This window comes from Nocardia sp. CS682, from assembly GCF_004634405.1.
GTDB lineage: Bacteria > Actinomycetota > Actinomycetes > Mycobacteriales > Mycobacteriaceae > Nocardia > Nocardia ninae.
This window is the reverse complement of sequence record NZ_CP029710.1, coordinates 3,640,122-3,656,706: the sequence shown is the minus strand read 5'-3', so window position 1 is coordinate 3,656,706 and position 16,585 is coordinate 3,640,122. Positions and strand designations below refer to the sequence as shown.

Genomic DNA, 16,585 nt, shown 5'->3' with positions numbered 1-16,585 from the left:
ACTGCGTAAATTTCGCTGAATTGGCACTTTGATAATGCCACTTGCGCACCGATGCTGGTCCTATGACGCGATCAGCCGACTCACGCACCCCGCTCTCGCCGACGCCGCGCAGCACGCTCACCCGGTCGAAGGAGCGAGCACGCAGTGAACGCGCGGACCTGGACGCGGTCCTCGACGCCGGTCTGGTCTGCCACCTCGGCGTGCTGCTCGGTGCCGCGCCGGTCGTGCTCCCCACCATCTACGGACGCGACGGTGACACCCTCTATCTGCACGGTTCGACGGGTGCGGGCAATCTGCGCGCGGCGCTGGCCGGGGACATCTCGGTCGCGGTCACCCTCGTCGACGGCATCGTCTATGCCCGTTCGGCGATGCACTTCTCGATGAACTTCCGCTCCGCGGTGGTGCACGGCCGCGCGGTGGAGCTCACCGACCCCGCCGAGCGCCTGCACGCGCTCCAGGTGATCACCGAGCACGCCGCGCCCGGCGCCTGGTCACGGGTGCGCTCGCCGAGCAAGAAGGAGCTGGCCGCGACCATGGTGCTCGCGCTGGACCTCACCGAAGCCTCGGTGAAGATCCGGGCCGGTGGCCCCAACGACGACCCGGGCGACATCGAGAACGGCGGTGTGTGGGCGGGTGTGCTGCCGGTGCGCCAGGTGTGGGGCGAGCCGATCGACTCGGCCGACCTCGAGCCGGGTCTCCCGGTACCTGCCGATGTCCTCGACCGCACCGCACCGAGCCTCGTGCCGGTGCGGTAAAGCCTGGCACGGCGCCTGTCACCGTGCGGGCGCCATGAAATCGGGTCCGCCATTTGTGCACCGGACGGGATCGGAGCCTTGGCTGCATGCACCAAAGATGTTGTCCGGAACTGCCTATTGTGCGGACTGGTTTGTCTGTGCAAACAATGTGCGGATGACCGCTGCCCCTGAGCCCGCTGCGCTGGAGGACCTATCCGGCCAGGTATGGGACGTGCTGCCCGAGGTCGCCCGGGATGTGCTCGCCGGGGTGCTCGGCGAGGTGCCCTCGTATCGGGAGTTGTCCGCCGAGATGATCGGGCGGGATCTGCCGCGCGCCGCCGAGGCGAATCTGCGGCTGTTCCTGCGCTCGCTGGCCGAACGGCGGGCGCCGCGTGCGGACGAACTGTCGGAGCTGATCGCTGTCGCGGTGCGCCGCGCCAGGGATGGGATCCCGCTGGACACCGTGCTTTCGGTGTATCACCACGGCGCGGTCGCCGCGTGGAACTCGGTGGCCGCCACGGTTACGACGCCGCAGCAGCGCGAACAACTACTGGCCGCGGTGCCCTATGTGCTCGGCTACCTCGGCGCCGTGACACCCGGGGTGGCGGGCGCCTATCTGCGGGAGCGGCAGGATCTGCACTGGGAGCAGCGCGAGGCCAAACGTGCTGTGGCGCAAGCCTTGGTGCACGGCACACCCGCCGATCTGCTGGCCGAGCGGTTCGGCATCTCGCTGGACGGCGGGTTCCAGGTGCTCGTGTTCCGGGTGGCCGAGCCGGCGACCGGCGGGACCCGGCCGGTGCTGCGCATTGTGCAGAGCGAGATCGATGCGGTGTCCGGTCGCGCGCTGAGCACCGTCGAACGCGGCGGCGGCGTGCTGCTGGTACCGGTTGCCGAGGGTGAATCAGCCACCGCGCTGGATACTTTCGTCACCCGCGTCGCGCAGGGCATCGGTGCGCGGGCGGTCGCCGGGCTCGCGCTCGCGGCGAGCGTCGACGGGATACCTGCCGCAGCGGAGGAGGCGGGCGAGATAGCCAGGCTCGCATTCCAACTCGGCCGCCCCGCCGCGGTGTACCGGATGGCCGATCTCGCGTTGCAGTATCAACTCGCCCGCCCCGGTCCGGCCCGCACCTGGTTGCTCACCCTGCTCGATCCGCTCCGTGACCAGCCACACTTGCTGGACGCACTGCGTGCGCTGCTCGCCAACGACTACAACCGGCAGCAGGCCGCGGCCGCGCTTGTCGTGCATCGCAATACGCTCAACTACCGCCTCAACCGGATCGCCACGCTCACCGGTTACGACCCCAATCGTCCCGATCACGCGCAACTGTTCGCCGCCGCGCTCACCGCTTGCGACCTGGACGCGACGGAGTGAGAGTCGGTCACCAGCCGCGGGCGGACAGCCCGAACGACGACAGGGCCTGCCGCCCCAGATCGGCCAGCGCAGTAGCGGATTCGATGTGCACCGGGTCGAGGCCGACCAGCGAGAGAACGTAGTCGTCGGCGATGCGGCAGAGGTAGCCGGACAGGCGCGTCCTCGGCCATTGCGCGGCCGTCAGGCCGGGGTGGATGGCGCGGGCAGCGACGCCGAGGCAGCGGTGCGGGCCGAGCATGCGCAGGCTGGTGGGCAACGTGCCGATGTTGGAACACAGGATGTCTCGTTCGCCCGCACCCTTGGACAAGGCGAACGCCCACAGGTCGGGGATCACCTGTAGTAACTCCTCCGGCATGCCGCCGGGGCTGGTCATGCGGCGCTCGTAGGCGGCGCGGGCCTTCTCGCGAATCGATGCCGGGGTATCGGCGCGGTCGATGGTGATGTCGGTCATCGCGAGGTCGTTGTCGACGCGTGGTTCGTCACGGGTGTCGACCGGAAGGCTCGCATCGATCGTCTCTCGCGGAAAGCCACTGGCCCACAGCAGGTTCGCGATCACCGCGATGAACAGACTATTGGCGGTGCCGTCCCGCGCGGTGGCCGCCCGCTCCCAGTCCGATACGGCGCACTGAAATATCGCGCCGGGTGTCTGTGTGCCGGGCGGGATCCAGGTATCGCTGACTGGCTCGTGACGCGGTCGTTCCGGAATTCCTTGGCGCAACGCCCGTCCCGTGCCGCGCAGCACGATCGACCACTGACGGCGGGCATCGGCCCACTCCGATTCGGCGGCAGCGGAGGCGGTCAACGGTGTGCCGCCGAGCGCATCATCCACCGCGTGCACGAGCGCTCGACCGTCGGCGAGCGCATGCGAACAAGTCAGGCAGACAAGGGAACCGCCGTCGTCCAGCGCGACGGCGGACAGCCGCCAGCCGGGCCCGAACTCCGGATCGAGATCAGTGCCCTGCGCGTCGGCCCATGCCAGCAGAGCGCTCACGGCCAGCGGTTGTTCGGTGAGCACCAGCGGATGCGCGCGCGTATTCGGCTGCCAGCCGCGGCGGGCACCGGGCACCCGCGGCCGCATCACCCGTCGCCCCAGCGGCCCGGTGCGCAGCGCCGCGTGCACCCCGCGCAGCAACTCGGGATCGATGCGATCGGCAGTGCGCCACAAGCCTTGCAACGCAATGGGAGTGCCGAGGCCGCGATGGGTACGAAGGAAGATCTCGTCGACGACGCTCAACCGGCCCATCGGGCGCACCGCAACACCTCGCTCTCGCTCGTGCCGGAAATTTACGCCTGCGCGCCGTGGCGCCCCGCACCGGCGGCGAAGCGCTGCGCCCCTTCGAGCGCGCCGTTGGCCAATGCGGTCATACCGTGCCGGAACTCGTTGCGCAGCGCGGTCTCCTCGTCCATCCCGTCCTGCTCGAGCAGCGACATGCGGTCCGAGCGCAGACAGACCTGCGGCAGTGCGGCGAGTTCGGCGGCGAGTTGCTCTGCGGCGCTGCGGGCCTCGCCCGTCGGGACCACGCGGTTCGCCAGGCCGATCCGCAGCGCCTCCGCCGCGTCGACGGGGCGGCCGGTGAGCACCATGTCCATGGCGGGCCCGGTGCCGATTATCCGCGGCAGGCGCAGGGTGCCGCCGTCGATGAGCGGCACGCCCCAGCGGCGGCAGAACACGCCGAAGACACTGTCCTGCTCGGCAACTCGCAGATCACACCACAGCGCGAGCTCCAGCCCGCCCGCGACGGCGTAACCGGAGACGGCGGCGATCACCGGCTTGGACAGCCGCATCCTGGTGGGCCCCATCGGTCCGTCGCCGTCCTCGGTGACCACGTTGGATCGTTCGGTGCCGAGGCCCTTGAGGTCGGCGCCCGCGCAGAAGGTGCCGCCGTCGCCCCAGAGCACCGCCACCGAGGCCTCGGGATCGGCGTCGAACTCGCGGAACGCGGCGGCCAGCGCCGCGGCGGTGGGCCCGTCGACCGCGTTGCGCGCTTCGGGACGGTGCAGGATCACGGTGGTCACCGGACCCTTGCGCTCGATTCGTACAGTCACGACGCCACCTCGTTGTTTCGTTCGTTCCGCTCGATCACGATCCGACCATACGCCGTAAAACCCCCCTTGTGGCAAGAAATGAATCCATGGTTCACTTCTTGTGTGGCCTACCGCAGAACCCCCGCCGTGCAGGCCCGCCTGGACGCGCAGGCGGGGCTGATCGTGCAAGCTGCGACCAAGGTGCTGGCCGAGGCGGGCTACGCCGGGATGTCCATGGCCGCGGTCGCGGCGGAGGCGGGCGTGGCCACCGGCACCGTGTACAAGAACTTCGCGGGCAAGGCCGACCTGGTCACCGCGGTATTCCGCAAGGTGGTGGCCCGGGAGGTGGCCGCCGTGGTCGCGGCCAGTGCCACCGGCACGGCCGTGGAGCGGGTGAGCGCCGCGGTGGAGACGTTTGCCGGGCGTGCGCTGAAGAATCCGAAACTCGCCTACGTGCTACTCGTCGAGCCTGTCGATACCGTGGTCGACACCGAGCGGCTGCACTTCCGCCGCGCCTTCGCCGAGGCGTTCGAATCTGCTGTCGCGCAGGGTGTTTCGCGCGGTGAACTGCCCGCGCAGGACGCCAGGACCAGTGCGGCCGCACTGGTCGGCGCGATCGGCGAGGTGCTGGTCGGTCCGCTCGCGGCCGCACCACACGGGGAATCCGTTGTCCCCGAACTCATTACCTTCGCACTACGCGCACTCGGCGTGCGCGCGGCGCCGAGCGGTTCGGTCGCTCGGCAGGAATCAGGAGTGTCCGATGCAGACGCATGAAGTCTTCAATCAGGTGCCCGACATCGCCCCCTTCGATGTCTCGCGGAATCCGGCGCTGCTCGAGGGCCTGCACCGCGAGGGCGCGGGCTGGGCCGAGGCCGAGGTCCGCGAACTCGGCGTGCTCGCAGGCGGTGTCGAGGCGCAGGAGTGGGGGCGGCTGGCCAACGAGTACCCGCCGGTGCTGCACACGCACGACCGTTACGGCCACCGGGTCGACGAGGTGGAGTTCCACCCGCACTGGCACGACCTGATGAATGTCGCTGTGTCGCATGGCCTGCACGGCGCGCCGTGGTTGGACGAGCGACCCGGTGCGCACGTCGTCCGAGCAGCCAAGTTCTACACCTGGGGCGCCGCCGATGCCGGGCACATGTGCCCCATCTCGATGACCTACGCCGTGGTGCCCGCGCTGCGGCACAACAAGGAACTGTCGGCGAAATACGAACCGCTGCTCGGGTCAAGCGTCTACGACTTCGGCTTGCGGGAGCCGTCGTCGAAAGCCGGTCTCATCGCGGGCATGTCGATGACCGAGAAGCAGGGCGGCTCGGACGTGCGCGCCAACACCACCACGGCGACACCGCAACCCGACGGCTCGTACCGCATCGTCGGGCACAAGTGGTTCACCTCGGCCCCGATGTCGGACATGTTCCTCACACTGGCCCAGGCGCCCGGCGGGCTGTCCTGTTTCCTGCTGACCAGGGTGCTGCCGGACGGCACGCGCAATCCCATTCGTATCCAACGGCTCAAGGACAAGCTCGGCAACAAGTCCAACGCGTCCTCGGAGATCGAATACGAGAACGCCACCGGCTGGCTGGTCGGCGCGGAAGGCGCCGGGGTCAAGACCATCATCGAGATGGTGAACATGACCAGGCTGGACTGCGTGATCGGTTCGGCGACCGGCATGCGGACCGGAGTGGTGTTCGCCGCGCACCACGCCAGGCATCGAGAAGCGTTCGGCGCCAAGCTGATCGACCAACCGGCCATGCGGAATGTGCTGGCGGACTTGGTGATCGAGTCCGACGCAGCGACCACGGTGATGATGCGGCTCGCGGGTGCCACCGACCGGGCGACCAGCGACCCGGCCGAGGCGGCCCTGCGCCGAATCGCGTTGGCGGTCACCAAATATTGGGTATGCAAGCGCGCACCCTCGCACGCGGCCGAGGCACTGGAGTGCTTCGGCGGCAACGGTTATGCCGAGGAGTCCGGGATGCCGCGGCTCTATCGCGAGGCACCGCTGATGTCGATCTGGGAAGGATCCGGCAATGTCGCGGCGCTGGATGCGTTGCGCGCCATGGGTCGTCAGCCGGAGACCGTCGAGGCCTACTTCGCCGAGGTCTCGCTGGCGCGCGGTGCGAACCCGCGGCTCGACGACGCCATCGCCCGGGTCGGTAAGGAGCTCGCCGATCTCAGCGACATCGAATACCGCGCCCGCCGCGTGGTCGAGCTCATGGCCCTGGTATTGCAAGGCGCGCAGTTGGTGCGGCACGGACATCCGGCCGTTGCGGATGCCTTCTGTGCCAGCCGGCTCGGCGACGATTGGGGCATTGCCTTCGGTACGCTGCCGACCGGCGTGGACACCGGAGCCATCCTGGAGCGCGCGTTGGTCTGAGTCGGTTCGACTACCTCGGAACGTTCGAAGAGATTGGGCAACAGCAGTTCTGGTGAACCAGCGCGGGATGTTGTTGATCTTTAACCGGGGTACCGAGTCGTACCTGCACTAGGGGGTGTGATGAAACCTGTTCTCGCTGAGTGCTTTAGGTTTCGGTCCCGTATCCCGGGTTATCGGCTCGGGTAATTGCCTGCCCCGGCGGGCGCCGCGGAATGGTGATACGCCGTCCAATATCAATAGCCGTCAAAGATATTCGCGCATAACAATTGGCGGCACTCGCCCGTCGATAGCTTGAAGATTCCCAGCCCAGCTATCGTTTTCCCCAGTCTCGTCTCCAGTCGAGTTGACCGCCGGTATGTGGTTCTACTTGGTCATGAAACCCACACATATACGGGCGGGACGAAATTCCGCCCTCGCGTTAATTGCTGTTGCGGCAATGATGTTCGCGCCCGGCCCGGCCGGTGGCGCGCCGCCGGTGAGTCCATCCGCGCCGGCGGGTTCCGATCTGTCCGCGGTCCCGAAAGAAGTAACGACCGATTCTCAAGGCGCCGTCCAGCAGGTGGTGCCCAAGGATCTGGTTCCGGCACCGTCGGGCACGCCTGCCGAGGCGCCCGCCGCCGCGCAGGCGCACGCGCCCGGTGTGCACAAGGCGCTCAGCGGAAATGGCGATACCGCTGGCGACCTGGTGGTCGAGTCCGTGTTCCAGGTTGGTGAGGGGTCCACGGTCCGGCTGCGTCAGGAGATCGACAAGGTACAGGTGTTCGGCGCATCGGCGGCGCAGTCGCTGACCGCCGACGGCGCCCTCATCTCGGTGACCGGCGCGCTGGCGAAGAAGTCGAAGGGCAAGTTCACCACGACGACGCCGACCGCACAGGTCCAGGCCACCGCGCTGAAGAAGGTTGCCGAGCAGAGCAAGACGGCGCCGGACAAGCTGGCCGTGGACGACACGAAGGCCTTCTGGTACGACGCGAAGCTGGCCGCCAAGGACGAGGCGCAGAGTGTCGCGGTCCCGGCGTTCAAGGTCGAGATCAACGGCGCCAGCGAGGACAAGAACGGCGAGCCCGCGAAGTGGATCGTCTTCGTCGACGCCAACAGCACCAACAAGGTGCTCGACAGCTGGAGTGAGACCAAGCACCTCAACCGGGTGGTGTGCGACAACGCGAACCGTCGCATCGATCCCAACCGGGCGGGCTGCGGCACCGGAACCCTGCGTTCCACCAGGTCCGAGGGTCAGGCACCGGTCGGTATCAAGGATGTCGACGACATCTACACCTACCTGGGCAACACCGAGGCCTTCTACGCCAAGTACACCAAGCTGGCGAACCTGACCAACCTCATCGGCTCCGACACCGGGGACGGCAAGGGCAAGGCGCTGCGCGCCACGGTCCGGCTCTGCACCACCACCGCGTGCCCGTACCAGAACGCCTTCTGGTCCGGCAGCTACATGGCCTACGGTTCGGGTCTCACCACCGAGGACATCACCGGCCATGAACTCACCCACGGCGTGACCCAGCACACCAACGGTCTCGTCTACCGCAACGAGCCCGGTGCGATCAACGAGTCCATGTCCGACATCTTCGGCGAGCTCACCTTCCTGGTGAACACCAGCAACCCGTGCAACACCGCCGCCAACCGGTGGAAGCTCGGCGCCTGCAGCTCGATCGGCGTGATCCGCGACATGAAGAACCCGAACGCCTACCAGGATCCCGACACGTACCGGGGTCGCTACTGGTACACCGGCACCGGTGACAGCGGCGGCGTGCACATCAACAGCGGCGTCGGCAACAAGACCGCGCAGCTGATGGTCGACGGCGGCAGCCTCAACAGCGTCAACGTCACCGCGATCGGCCTGGAGAAGACCGCAGCGTTGTACTGGACCACCCAGACACTGCTCACGTCGAATTCCAACTACGCGGCATTGTCCACCGCGCTGAAGAACGCGTGCAATACCAATGTCCGCAACGGAACTGCCGGCACCACGGCTGCTGATTGTGTCCAGGTGGCAAATGCCACCAAGGCCACCAAGCTGCCGCAACAGCAGACCCGTACCTAGGAACAACTCCCGGTAGAAATCGGACATCTCACCGGGCCCGGCAAGGGCTCGGTGAGATGTCCTTTTTGTTTTGCTCGTGCCGGACTACGGATTTCACTCGGTAGGGTGACTGTGGTGGACAGGGCGTACGCCGAAACGTCGTTGAGCGCGCTCGTACAGCGGGTGCGTGAGCACTCGGCCGGGCGCGGTAGCCGGTATCTGCTCGGCATTGTCGGGCCGCCGGGAGCGGGCAAGTCCACCCTGTCGGTCCGGCTGCGCAAGGCGTTGAATGCCGATGCGCCGATGGCGGAAATCGCGCCGATGGACGGTTATCACCTGACCGACGAGGTCCTGCGAGCCGCGGGAAACCTTGCCCGCAAAGGCGAACCGGACACTTTCGATACCGCGGCTTTCGTGGCGAATCTGCGCAGGCTCCGCGATGCCCCGCTCGGCGAGCCGGTGCCGTGGCCGGTCTTCGATCGCACGGTGGGCGACCCGATCCCGGCGGGCATCGTCTTCGAACGGCAGACGATCGTGCTCACCGAGGGGAATTACCTGTTGCTCGACGATGTCGGGGACCGGGAATGGTCGGCGGTGCGCAAGCTGCTCGACGAATGCTGGTACCTCGACGCACCGCGGGCGCTGCTCGAGCAACGGTTGCTGCGCCGCCATATTCGCGGCGGCCGCACCGCCGCGGCCGCCGAAGTCAAGGTGCACGACAGCGACCTACGCAACGCCGACCTGATCGACACCACCAAGTTCCGTGCCGATCTGGTGCTGCGCCAACGCGGCGGACGCTACGAGGTGTGGCGCTGAGCGTCAGGACTGCTTCTTGGCGCGATACCAGCGAATTAGCGCGTCGGTGGACGAATCCCCTTGCGGTTCGGGCTCTTCCGCGGACGTCAGTAATGGCGCCAGTGCCAGCGCCTGCTGCTTGCCGAGTTCGACGCCCCACTGGTCGAAGCTGTCGACGCCCCAGATGGTGCCTTCGACGAACACCTGGTGTTCGTAGAGGGCGATCAACTGGCCGACGACCGACGGGGTGAGCTGCGGCGCGAGAATGGTGGTGCTCGGCCGGTTGCCCGGCATCACCTTGTGCGGCACCACCTTCGGGTCGGTGCGCTCGGCGGCGATCTCCTCGGCGGTCTTGCCGAACGCGAGCACCTTGGTCTGCGCGAACAGGTTGCTCATCAGCAGGTCGTGCATGCTGCCGGTGCCGTCGCGGGTGGGCAGATCGTCGGTGGGGCGGGCGAATCCGATGAAGTCCGCCGGGATCAGCCGCGTACCCTGGTGCAGCAGTTGATAAAACGCATGCTGGCCGTTGGTTCCCGGTTCGCCCCAGAAGATTTCGCCGGTGGAGGTGCTGACCGGGCTGCCGTCGGCGCGCACCGACTTGCCGTTCGACTCCATCGTCAGCTGCTGCAGATAGGCCGGGAAACGGGCCAGATCGTTCGAATAGGGCAGCACCGCACGGGATTCCGCGCCGAAGAAGTTCGAGTACCAGACGCCGAGCAGGCCGAGCAGCACCGGCGCGTTCGCCTCCAGCGGCGCGTTCGCGAAATGCTCGTCCACCGCGTGCATGCCCGCCAGGAACTCGGCGAAACGCTGCTTGCCGATGGTGGCCATCACCGCGAGGCCGATCGCGGAATCCACCGAGTAGCGCCCGCCCACCCAGTCCCAGAAGCCGAACATGTTGGCGGTGTCGATGCCGAACTCGGCGACCTTCTCGGCATTGGTCGAGACGGCGACGAAGTGCTTGGCGACGGCGTCCTCGCCGAGCGCGTCGACCAGCCAGCGCCGGGCTGCGGTCGCGTTGGTCAGCGTCTCCAGGGTGGAGAAGGTTTTGGAGGCGACGATGAACAGCGTTGTCGCAGGGTCGAGTCCGTCGAGTTTCGCCACCAGATCGGCCGGATCGACATTGGAGACGAACCGGGCGCCGAGGCCCGCGTCGGCGTAGTGCCGCAGCGCCTGGCACACCATCACCGGCCCGAGATCGGAACCGCCGATGCCGATGTTCACCACGGTGCTGATGCGTTCGCCGGTGGCCCCGCGCCAGTCGCCGGAGCGCAGCGCGTCGGTGAACTCGCCCATCCGCCGCAGCACCTCGTGCACCTCGGCGCCCGCGTCGGCGCCGTCGACGATCAGCGACGCGCCCTCGGGCAGGCGCAGCGCGATGTGCGCGACCGCGCGGTCCTCCGAGGTGTTGATGTGCTCGCCGCGGTACATCGCGTCCCTGCGCTCGGGCACCCCGGCCTCGCGCGCCAATTCGACGAGCAGGTGCAGGGTTTCCCGGTTGACGCGGTGCTTGCTGAAGTCGATGTGCAGGTCCGCCACGTCGATTGTCATGGCACGGCCACGGGAAGGATCGTCGGCGAAGAGCTCTCTGAGATGGCGCCCCGCGATCCCGTCGAAGTGCTCGTGCAGTTTCCGCCAGGCCGCCGTCGCGGTGATGTCGCTGCTCACGTCCGCCGAGGTTACTCACCGCCCCACCGGCGCGCACGGCAAACACCCCGGGAGACTCGGTGAGAACCGCCGCAGCTCGGCCTACGCTGGCCTCATGGTGTCCGAACGCGAAGTTCTCGAATCCGTCCCGACGCAGCTGTGGATCGGCGGGCCGGTGCCCGCCACCGGCGGCGGCACCTTCCCGGTGCACAACCCGGCCACGGGGGAGGTGCTGACCCAGGTCGCCGACGCGACCCCCGAGGACGCGGTGCGCGCGCTGGACGCGGCCGTCGCGGTGCAGGCCGAGTGGGCCGCGCGGCCCTCGCGCGAGCGCGGCGAGATCCTGCGCACGGTCTTCGAGCAGATCACCGCGCGGGCCGAGGAGTTCGCGCTGCTGATGACCCTGGAGATGGGCAAGGCGCTGCCGGAGAGCCGCAACGAGGTGAAGTACGGCGCGGAGTTCTTCCGCTGGTTCAGCGAGGAAGCTGTCCGGGTGCACGGGCGCTACCTGCACGCGCCGTCGGGCACCGGCCGGATCATGGTGCACAAGCAGCCGGTCGGGCCGTGCCTGGCGATCACGCCGTGGAACTTCCCGCTGGCCATGGGCACCCGCAAGATCGGCCCCGCACTGGCCGCGGGCTGCACGATGATCGTCAAACCCGCCTCCGCGACGCCGCTGACCATGCTGCTGCTCGCCAAGCTGTGCAGCGAGGCCGGGCTACCGGACGGGGTGCTTTCGGTGATCACGTCGAGCCGCTCCGGCGCGGTGACCCAGCCACTGCTCGACGACCCCCGGCTGCGCAAGCTCACCTTCACCGGATCCACCGAGGTGGGCAAGAAGCTGGTGGAGAAGTCGGCGAACGGGCTGCTGCGCACGTCGATGGAGCTCGGCGGCAACGCGCCGTTCGTGGTGTTCGACGACGCCGATATCGACGCGGCCGTGCAGGGCGCCATGCTGGCCAAGCTGCGCAACGGTGGTGAGGCGTGCACCGCGGCCAACCGCTTCCACGTGCAGAACGGCGTGCTCGAGGAGTTCACCAGCAAGTTCGTCGAGGCGATGGCCGAAGGCGTGACCCTCGGCCCCGGCACCGATCCGAACACCACCCTCGGCCCGCTGATCAACGAGGAGCAGCTCGACACGGTCAGCGAACTGGTCGAGGACGCGGTGGCGGTGGGCGCCAAGCTCCGGCTCGGCGGCAAAGCCCCCGGCGGCCCGGGCTGGTTCTACCCCGCCACCATCCTCAGCGAGGTGCCGCCGCAGGCCAGGATCCTGCGCGAGGAGGTCTTCGGACCGGTCGCCCCGATCGTCGGTTTCGCCACCGAGGAGGAGGGCATCGCCGCGGCCAACGACACCGAATTCGGCCTGGTCAGTTACGTCTACACGCGGGATCTGGATCGGGCGTTGCGCGTCGCCGAGGGCCTGGAATCCGGCATGGTCGGCGTGAATCGCGGCGTGATCTCCGATCCCGCAGCACCTTTCGGCGGCGTCAAGGCGTCCGGCTTCGGCCGCGAGGGCGGCACCGAGGGCATCGAGGAATACCTCTCCACCAAGTACATCGCCCTCAGCTGAGCGGGCGTAGCGACGAAACGACCGCCCCGGGGTGATGAACACCCGGGGCGGCCTGGGGGATGCGGTTGTCTAGCTTTTTGCCGCAGGGGTCTATGGCCGCGTCGAGCGGCCTGAAGAAAAAGAGGTCAGTGACCGAGCCGGCCGCGGCCGAGGCGCAGCAGGAGCATCGCGAGGGTGTGGCCTTCCTGGCCGAGCTCGCTGAAGCGCTCCAGCACCTTCATTTCGCGGTTGTGCACGAGGCGGGGCCCGCCGGAGGCCATTCTGGTCCGGCCGATGATCCGGGAGATCTCCGTGCGACGTTTGATGGCCGCGAGGATCTCGGCATCGAGACGATCGATCTCCTTACGGAGCTTGTCGATCTCCGCGTCGCTCTGCGGCAGCGCCGAATCGGACCCGGTCGTCGTGGCGGGGGTACTCATCATTCATCTCCTCGTGTCAGAACATGGATCGGCGGGTGAGCCCGGCTCGTTACCGATCGGTTCTTTCACCGTGAAACAGACCTGGTAGGGCCTTCGAATTGGCTACCAAGGACGGTGCGCTCAGATACAGGTGCCGCGATGACGATATCCGGTCGGTAACCGAAACGGATGTATCGCGTGGGCACTCATCATGTCGCCAGTCTGCCACGGGTGGGTAGCTATGCAAAACGTTTGGTTTTGTGAATCTGCTGAGAAGGCGGTGACGGATTCGTCGCGGCGCCTGCCTGGGGAGTTCATCCGCCGTTCGCCGAAGCGGTACCGGACCGTCACCGATACGGCCCGGGGCTTCATCTCTGTCGGTGTCCGCCGGTAGCGTGGATGGGCGATGGACATCACGGTGGCTCCCAAGACGCAGGCCGGTCGCGCCCTGCAGCCGGATTCGACCCACAAACCGCAGTTCACCGGTGGTAACACCGAGGATGCGGTCAGGCATGGCGAGGAGGTAGGTGCGGTGCGGGAAACGCAGCGGGCCGCTGTTCCCGAGCCGCCGCCGTCGGCCACCGAATTGGAGCAACGGCGTGTCGAGCGGGAGCGTCGGCGCGCCGAAGAAGCCGTGCACCTGCTCGACGGCCTCAATCCGCAGCAGCGTGCGGCCGTGGTGCACAGTGGCGCGCCGCTGCTCATCGTGGCCGGCGCGGGTTCGGGCAAGACCGCCGTGCTCACCCGACGCATCGCGTACTTGCTCGCCGCCCGCGGCGTGACCCCGGGTCAGGTGCTCGCGATCACCTTCACCAACAAGGCCGCCGCGGAGATGCGGGAGCGAGTAATAGGACTGGTCGGTCCGCGTGCGAACAACATGTGGGTTTCGACGTTCCACTCCAGTTGTGTCCGAATTCTGCGTATGCAAGCCGCCCTGCTGCCGGGCTTGAATTCGAATTTCTCCATCTACGATGCCGATGATTCACGGCGACTGCTCACCATGATCAGCCGCGACTTCGACATCGATACCAAGAAATACACCGCCCGGTTGCTGTCGACCGCGATCTCGAATCTGAAGAACGAGCTGATCGGGCCGCAGCAGGCGAGCGCCGACGCCGAGTCGGACGAGACCGAGCTTCCCGCCCTGGTGGCTCGCGTCTACACCGAATATCAACGGCGGTTGCGCGCGGCGAACGCACTGGATTTCGACGACCTGATCGGCGAGACGGTGGCGCTGCTCCAGCACCACCCGCAGGTCGCCGAGTATTACCGGCGCCGGTTCCGGCACGTGCTCGTCGACGAGTACCAGGACACCAACCACGCGCAGTACATCCTGGTGCGTGAGCTGGTCGGTCATCACCGGGAAGACCGCAGCGAGGACGAGGCGCCGCCCAGCGAGCTGTGTGTGGTCGGTGACGCGGACCAGTCCATCTACGCCTTCCGCGGCGCGACCATCCGCAATATCGAGGAGTTCGAGCGCGACTTCCCGGACGCGGAAACCATTCTGCTGGAACAGAACTATCGCTCCACCCAGCACATCCTGTCCGCCGCCAACGCGGTGATCTCGCGCAACGAGAACCGGCGTGACAAGAAGCTGTGGACCGATTCCGGTGAGGGTGATCTGATCACCGGTTACGTCGCCGACAACGAGCACGACGAGGCTTCGTTCGTGGCGCGCGAGATCGACAAACTGGTCGATCAGGGCGAGGTCAACTACGGCGACGTCGCGGTGTTCTACCGCACCAACAACAACTCCCGTGCGCTGGAAGAGATCTTCATCCGGATGGGCCTGCCGTACAAGGTGGTCGGCGGCGTCCGGTTCTACGAGCGCAAAGAGGTCCGCGACATCGTCGCGTACCTGCGCGTGCTGGAGAACCCCGAGGACGCGGTCAGCGTCCGCCGGATCCTGAACACCCCGCGCCGCGGCATCGGCGATCGGGCAGAAGCCTGTGTGGCGGTGCACGCCGACCAGCGGGGGATCGGTTTCGCCGCCGCCCTGCGGGATGCGGCCGACGGCAAGGTCGCGCTGCTCAACACTCGGGCCCAGCGCGCGATCGCCGGCTTCCTCGATCTGCTGGAGGAGATCAGGGCGGCGGGCGTGCAGGAGAACCTCGACTTCCCCGACGTCGGCAATGTCGTCGACGCGGTGCTGGAACGCACCGGCTACCGGGCCGAGCTGGAAGCGTCCGACGACCCGCAGGACGGCGCCCGGCTGGACAACCTCAACGAACTGGTCAGCGTCGCACGGGAATTCAGTTCCGAGGCGTACAACAATGCGGAGGCGGCCCGGCAGGAGGGGCTGTTGCCGGAGGTGGCCGAGGGCGAACCGGATCCCGGGTCGCTCGCGGCGTTCCTGGAGCGGGTCTCGCTGGTGGCCGACACCGATCAGATCCCGGACGAGGGCACCGGCGTGGTCACCATGATGACGTTGCACACCGCCAAGGGGCTGGAGTTCCCGGTGGTGTTCGTGACCGGCTGGGAGGACGGTCAGTTCCCGCACATGCGGGCGCTGGGCGACCCCACCGAGCTGGCCGAGGAACGCAGGCTCGCCTACGTCGGCATCACTCGAGCCAGGAAACGGCTGTATCTGACCCGTGCGGTGGTGCGTTCGGGGTGGGGGCAGCCCGTCTCCAATCCGGAATCCCGCTTCCTGCAGGAGATCCCGGATCATCTGATCGACTGGCGGCGGTTGGAGCCGACCGGCTCCGCGGCGACCCGCGGTATCCGTCGCCGGGGTGACGACGATCGGATGGAACGCGACTGGACCCGCGGTGACGGGTGGTCCGAGCAGCGGCCCGGTGTCCGCGGTGATCGTGGGCCGCGTCGCCCGGCGCCCGGTGGTGCCACCCGCAACAACACCAATCTTGTTCTGGCCATTGGTGATCGGGTGAGCGATGACAAGTACGGACTCGGGAAGGTGATCGCCGCGGAGGGCTTCGGCCCGCTGGCCACAGTCACCATCGACTTCGGCACCGCAGGCAAGATTCGGCTCATCCCGCAGTACAGCAGGACACTGGTGAAACTGTGACCGTCGCAGCGGTTCCGCTCGCAGCTGCCGTCCGGCGGCGGCCTTCGGTTCCGCTGCGTGCCTAGATAGGGTTCGGCCATGGACACGGTCGCGCAGCACGTCCTCTGGTTGCTCCCGATGCTCTGGCTCGGCATGGTGCTGGCCATCTCGTTCCTGGAAGCGCCGCTGAAGTTCCGTGCGCCCGGGGTCACCTTGGCGCTCGGTCTCGGTATCGGGCGGCTGGTGTTCCGGGCCTTGAACGTCGTCGAGGCGGTGCTGGCCGCCGCGCTGGTACTGGCGACGCTGGTGGTCGCGCCCGGCCCGGGTATCTGGGTGTGGCTCGCCGTCGCCGTGGTGCTGCTCGCCGCGCAGACCCTGGTGGTGCGCCCGCCGTTGAGCCGGCGCGCCGACCGCGTACTCGCCGGAGAGGAGTTGCCACGATCGCACGCGCACTTCTGGTACATCGGTTTGGAAGTAGCCAAAGTCATTGCCCTGCTGGGACTAGCGATCGCGGCAGCTCCGTAGCGGGCTCACCGCGGGTCCGGCCGGGGCTCGCGCAGTGCGGCGGTTTCGTAGTGGGCTCGCCGCGGGTCCGGCCGGGGCTCGCACAGCGGCGGTTTTGTAG

Annotated in this window: 13 protein-coding genes; 9 read left to right on the top strand and 4 right to left on the bottom strand. The window is 67.7% G+C overall.

Going from position 1 to position 16,585, the window contains the following annotated elements; translation table 11 throughout:
• Positions 1-62 precede the first annotated feature (62 nt).
• Both DMB37_RS16480 and DMB37_RS16475 read left to right on the top strand, forming a co-directional pair.
• Positions 63-755, top strand: coding sequence for a pyridoxamine 5'-phosphate oxidase family protein (locus DMB37_RS16480; RefSeq protein WP_135233472.1), 693 nt, complete (start codon positions 63-65; stop codon positions 753-755).
• A 154-nt stretch (positions 756-909) separates the two neighbouring features.
• The gene (locus DMB37_RS16475) at positions 910-2,106 is read left to right on the top strand and encodes a CdaR family transcriptional regulator (RefSeq protein WP_167768866.1); all 1,197 of its coding nucleotides are present in this window, start codon (positions 910-912) and stop codon (positions 2,104-2,106) included.
• Between the two features lie 7 nt (positions 2,107-2,113).
• Here DMB37_RS16475 and DMB37_RS16470 read toward each other — a convergent pair whose 3' ends face one another.
• Both DMB37_RS16470 and DMB37_RS16465 read right to left on the bottom strand, forming a co-directional pair.
• Positions 2,114-3,349, bottom strand: a complete 1,236-nt coding sequence (locus DMB37_RS16470) for a hypothetical protein (protein WP_240772414.1) — start codon at positions 3,347-3,349, stop codon at positions 2,114-2,116.
• 41 nt (positions 3,350-3,390) lie between these two features.
• Positions 3,391-4,152 (bottom strand): crotonase/enoyl-CoA hydratase family protein, encoded by a 762-nt coding sequence (locus DMB37_RS16465; protein WP_135233469.1) that lies wholly within the window; start codon positions 4,150-4,152, stop codon positions 3,391-3,393.
• A 102-nt stretch (positions 4,153-4,254) separates the two neighbouring features.
• Between DMB37_RS16465 and DMB37_RS16460 the strand changes: the two genes are divergently transcribed.
• From DMB37_RS16460 to DMB37_RS16445, 4 genes are all read left to right on the top strand, one after another.
• Complete coding sequence (locus tag DMB37_RS16460; RefSeq protein ID WP_135233468.1) at positions 4,255-4,905, top strand: TetR/AcrR family transcriptional regulator; 651 nt, start codon at positions 4,255-4,257, stop codon at positions 4,903-4,905.
• A complete protein-coding gene (locus DMB37_RS16455; RefSeq protein ID WP_135233467.1) occupies positions 4,892-6,511 on the top strand; it encodes an acyl-CoA dehydrogenase family protein in 1,620 nt (539 codons plus the stop codon). Before DMB37_RS16460 ends, DMB37_RS16455 begins: the two co-directional genes overlap by 14 nt.
• Positions 6,512-6,884: 373 nt before the next feature.
• The gene (locus tag DMB37_RS16450) at positions 6,885-8,564 is read left to right on the top strand and encodes a M4 family metallopeptidase (protein ID WP_167768865.1); all 1,680 of its coding nucleotides are present in this window, start codon (positions 6,885-6,887) and stop codon (positions 8,562-8,564) included.
• 105 nt (positions 8,565-8,669) lie between these two features.
• Positions 8,670-9,359 carry a nucleoside/nucleotide kinase family protein gene (locus tag DMB37_RS16445; protein ID WP_240772413.1) on the top strand — a complete coding sequence of 230 codons (690 nt, stop codon included), beginning with the start codon at positions 8,670-8,672 and terminating at the stop codon, positions 9,357-9,359.
• A gap of 3 nt (positions 9,360-9,362) precedes the next feature.
• Here the strand turns inward: DMB37_RS16445 and pgi are convergent, their stop codons facing one another.
• Positions 9,363-11,006, bottom strand: a complete 1,644-nt coding sequence (gene pgi / locus DMB37_RS16440; protein WP_135233465.1) for a glucose-6-phosphate isomerase — start codon at positions 11,004-11,006, stop codon at positions 9,363-9,365.
• Positions 11,007-11,100: 94 nt separating this feature from the next.
• Between pgi and DMB37_RS16435 the strand changes: the two genes are divergently transcribed.
• A complete protein-coding gene (locus DMB37_RS16435; protein WP_107659375.1) occupies positions 11,101-12,555 on the top strand; it encodes an NAD-dependent succinate-semialdehyde dehydrogenase in 1,455 nt (484 codons plus the stop codon).
• A gap of 125 nt (positions 12,556-12,680) precedes the next feature.
• Here DMB37_RS16435 and DMB37_RS16430 read toward each other — a convergent pair whose 3' ends face one another.
• The gene (locus DMB37_RS16430) at positions 12,681-12,974 is read right to left on the bottom strand and encodes a chorismate mutase (protein WP_014988338.1); all 294 of its coding nucleotides are present in this window, start codon (positions 12,972-12,974) and stop codon (positions 12,681-12,683) included.
• A gap of 385 nt (positions 12,975-13,359) precedes the next feature.
• On the opposite strand from DMB37_RS16430, the gene pcrA reads away from it, so the two are divergent.
• Together pcrA and DMB37_RS16420 are read left to right on the top strand one after the other, a co-directional pair.
• Positions 13,360-15,981 (top strand): DNA helicase PcrA, encoded by a 2,622-nt coding sequence (gene pcrA / locus DMB37_RS16425; RefSeq protein WP_206055262.1) that lies wholly within the window; start codon positions 13,360-13,362, stop codon positions 15,979-15,981.
• 78 nt (positions 15,982-16,059) lie between these two features.
• Positions 16,060-16,485, top strand: a complete 426-nt coding sequence (locus DMB37_RS16420) for a hypothetical protein (RefSeq protein WP_135233464.1) — start codon at positions 16,060-16,062, stop codon at positions 16,483-16,485.
• The last annotated feature ends 100 nt before the right edge of the window (positions 16,486-16,585 follow it).

Coding starts and splice junctions, on each gene's coding strand:
- DMB37_RS16480 (WP_135233472.1), top strand. CDS start 63: ATGACGCGATCAGCCGACTCACGCACCCCGCTCTCGCCGACGCCGCGC.
- DMB37_RS16475 (WP_167768866.1), top strand. CDS start 910: ATGACCGCTGCCCCTGAGCCCGCTGCGCTGGAGGACCTATCCGGCCAG.
- DMB37_RS16470 (WP_240772414.1), bottom strand. CDS start 3,349: ATGGGCCGGTTGAGCGTCGTCGACGAGATCTTCCTTCGTACCCATCGC.
- DMB37_RS16455 (WP_135233467.1), top strand. CDS start 4,892: ATGCAGACGCATGAAGTCTTCAATCAGGTGCCCGACATCGCCCCCTTC.
- DMB37_RS16450 (WP_167768865.1), top strand. CDS start 6,885: ATGAAACCCACACATATACGGGCGGGACGAAATTCCGCCCTCGCGTTA.
- DMB37_RS16435 (WP_107659375.1), top strand. CDS start 11,101: ATGGTGTCCGAACGCGAAGTTCTCGAATCCGTCCCGACGCAGCTGTGG.
- DMB37_RS16430 (WP_014988338.1), bottom strand. CDS start 12,974: ATGAGTACCCCCGCCACGACGACCGGGTCCGATTCGGCGCTGCCGCAG.
- pcrA (WP_206055262.1), top strand. CDS start 13,360: ATGGACATCACGGTGGCTCCCAAGACGCAGGCCGGTCGCGCCCTGCAG.
- DMB37_RS16420 (WP_135233464.1), top strand. CDS start 16,060: ATGGACACGGTCGCGCAGCACGTCCTCTGGTTGCTCCCGATGCTCTGG.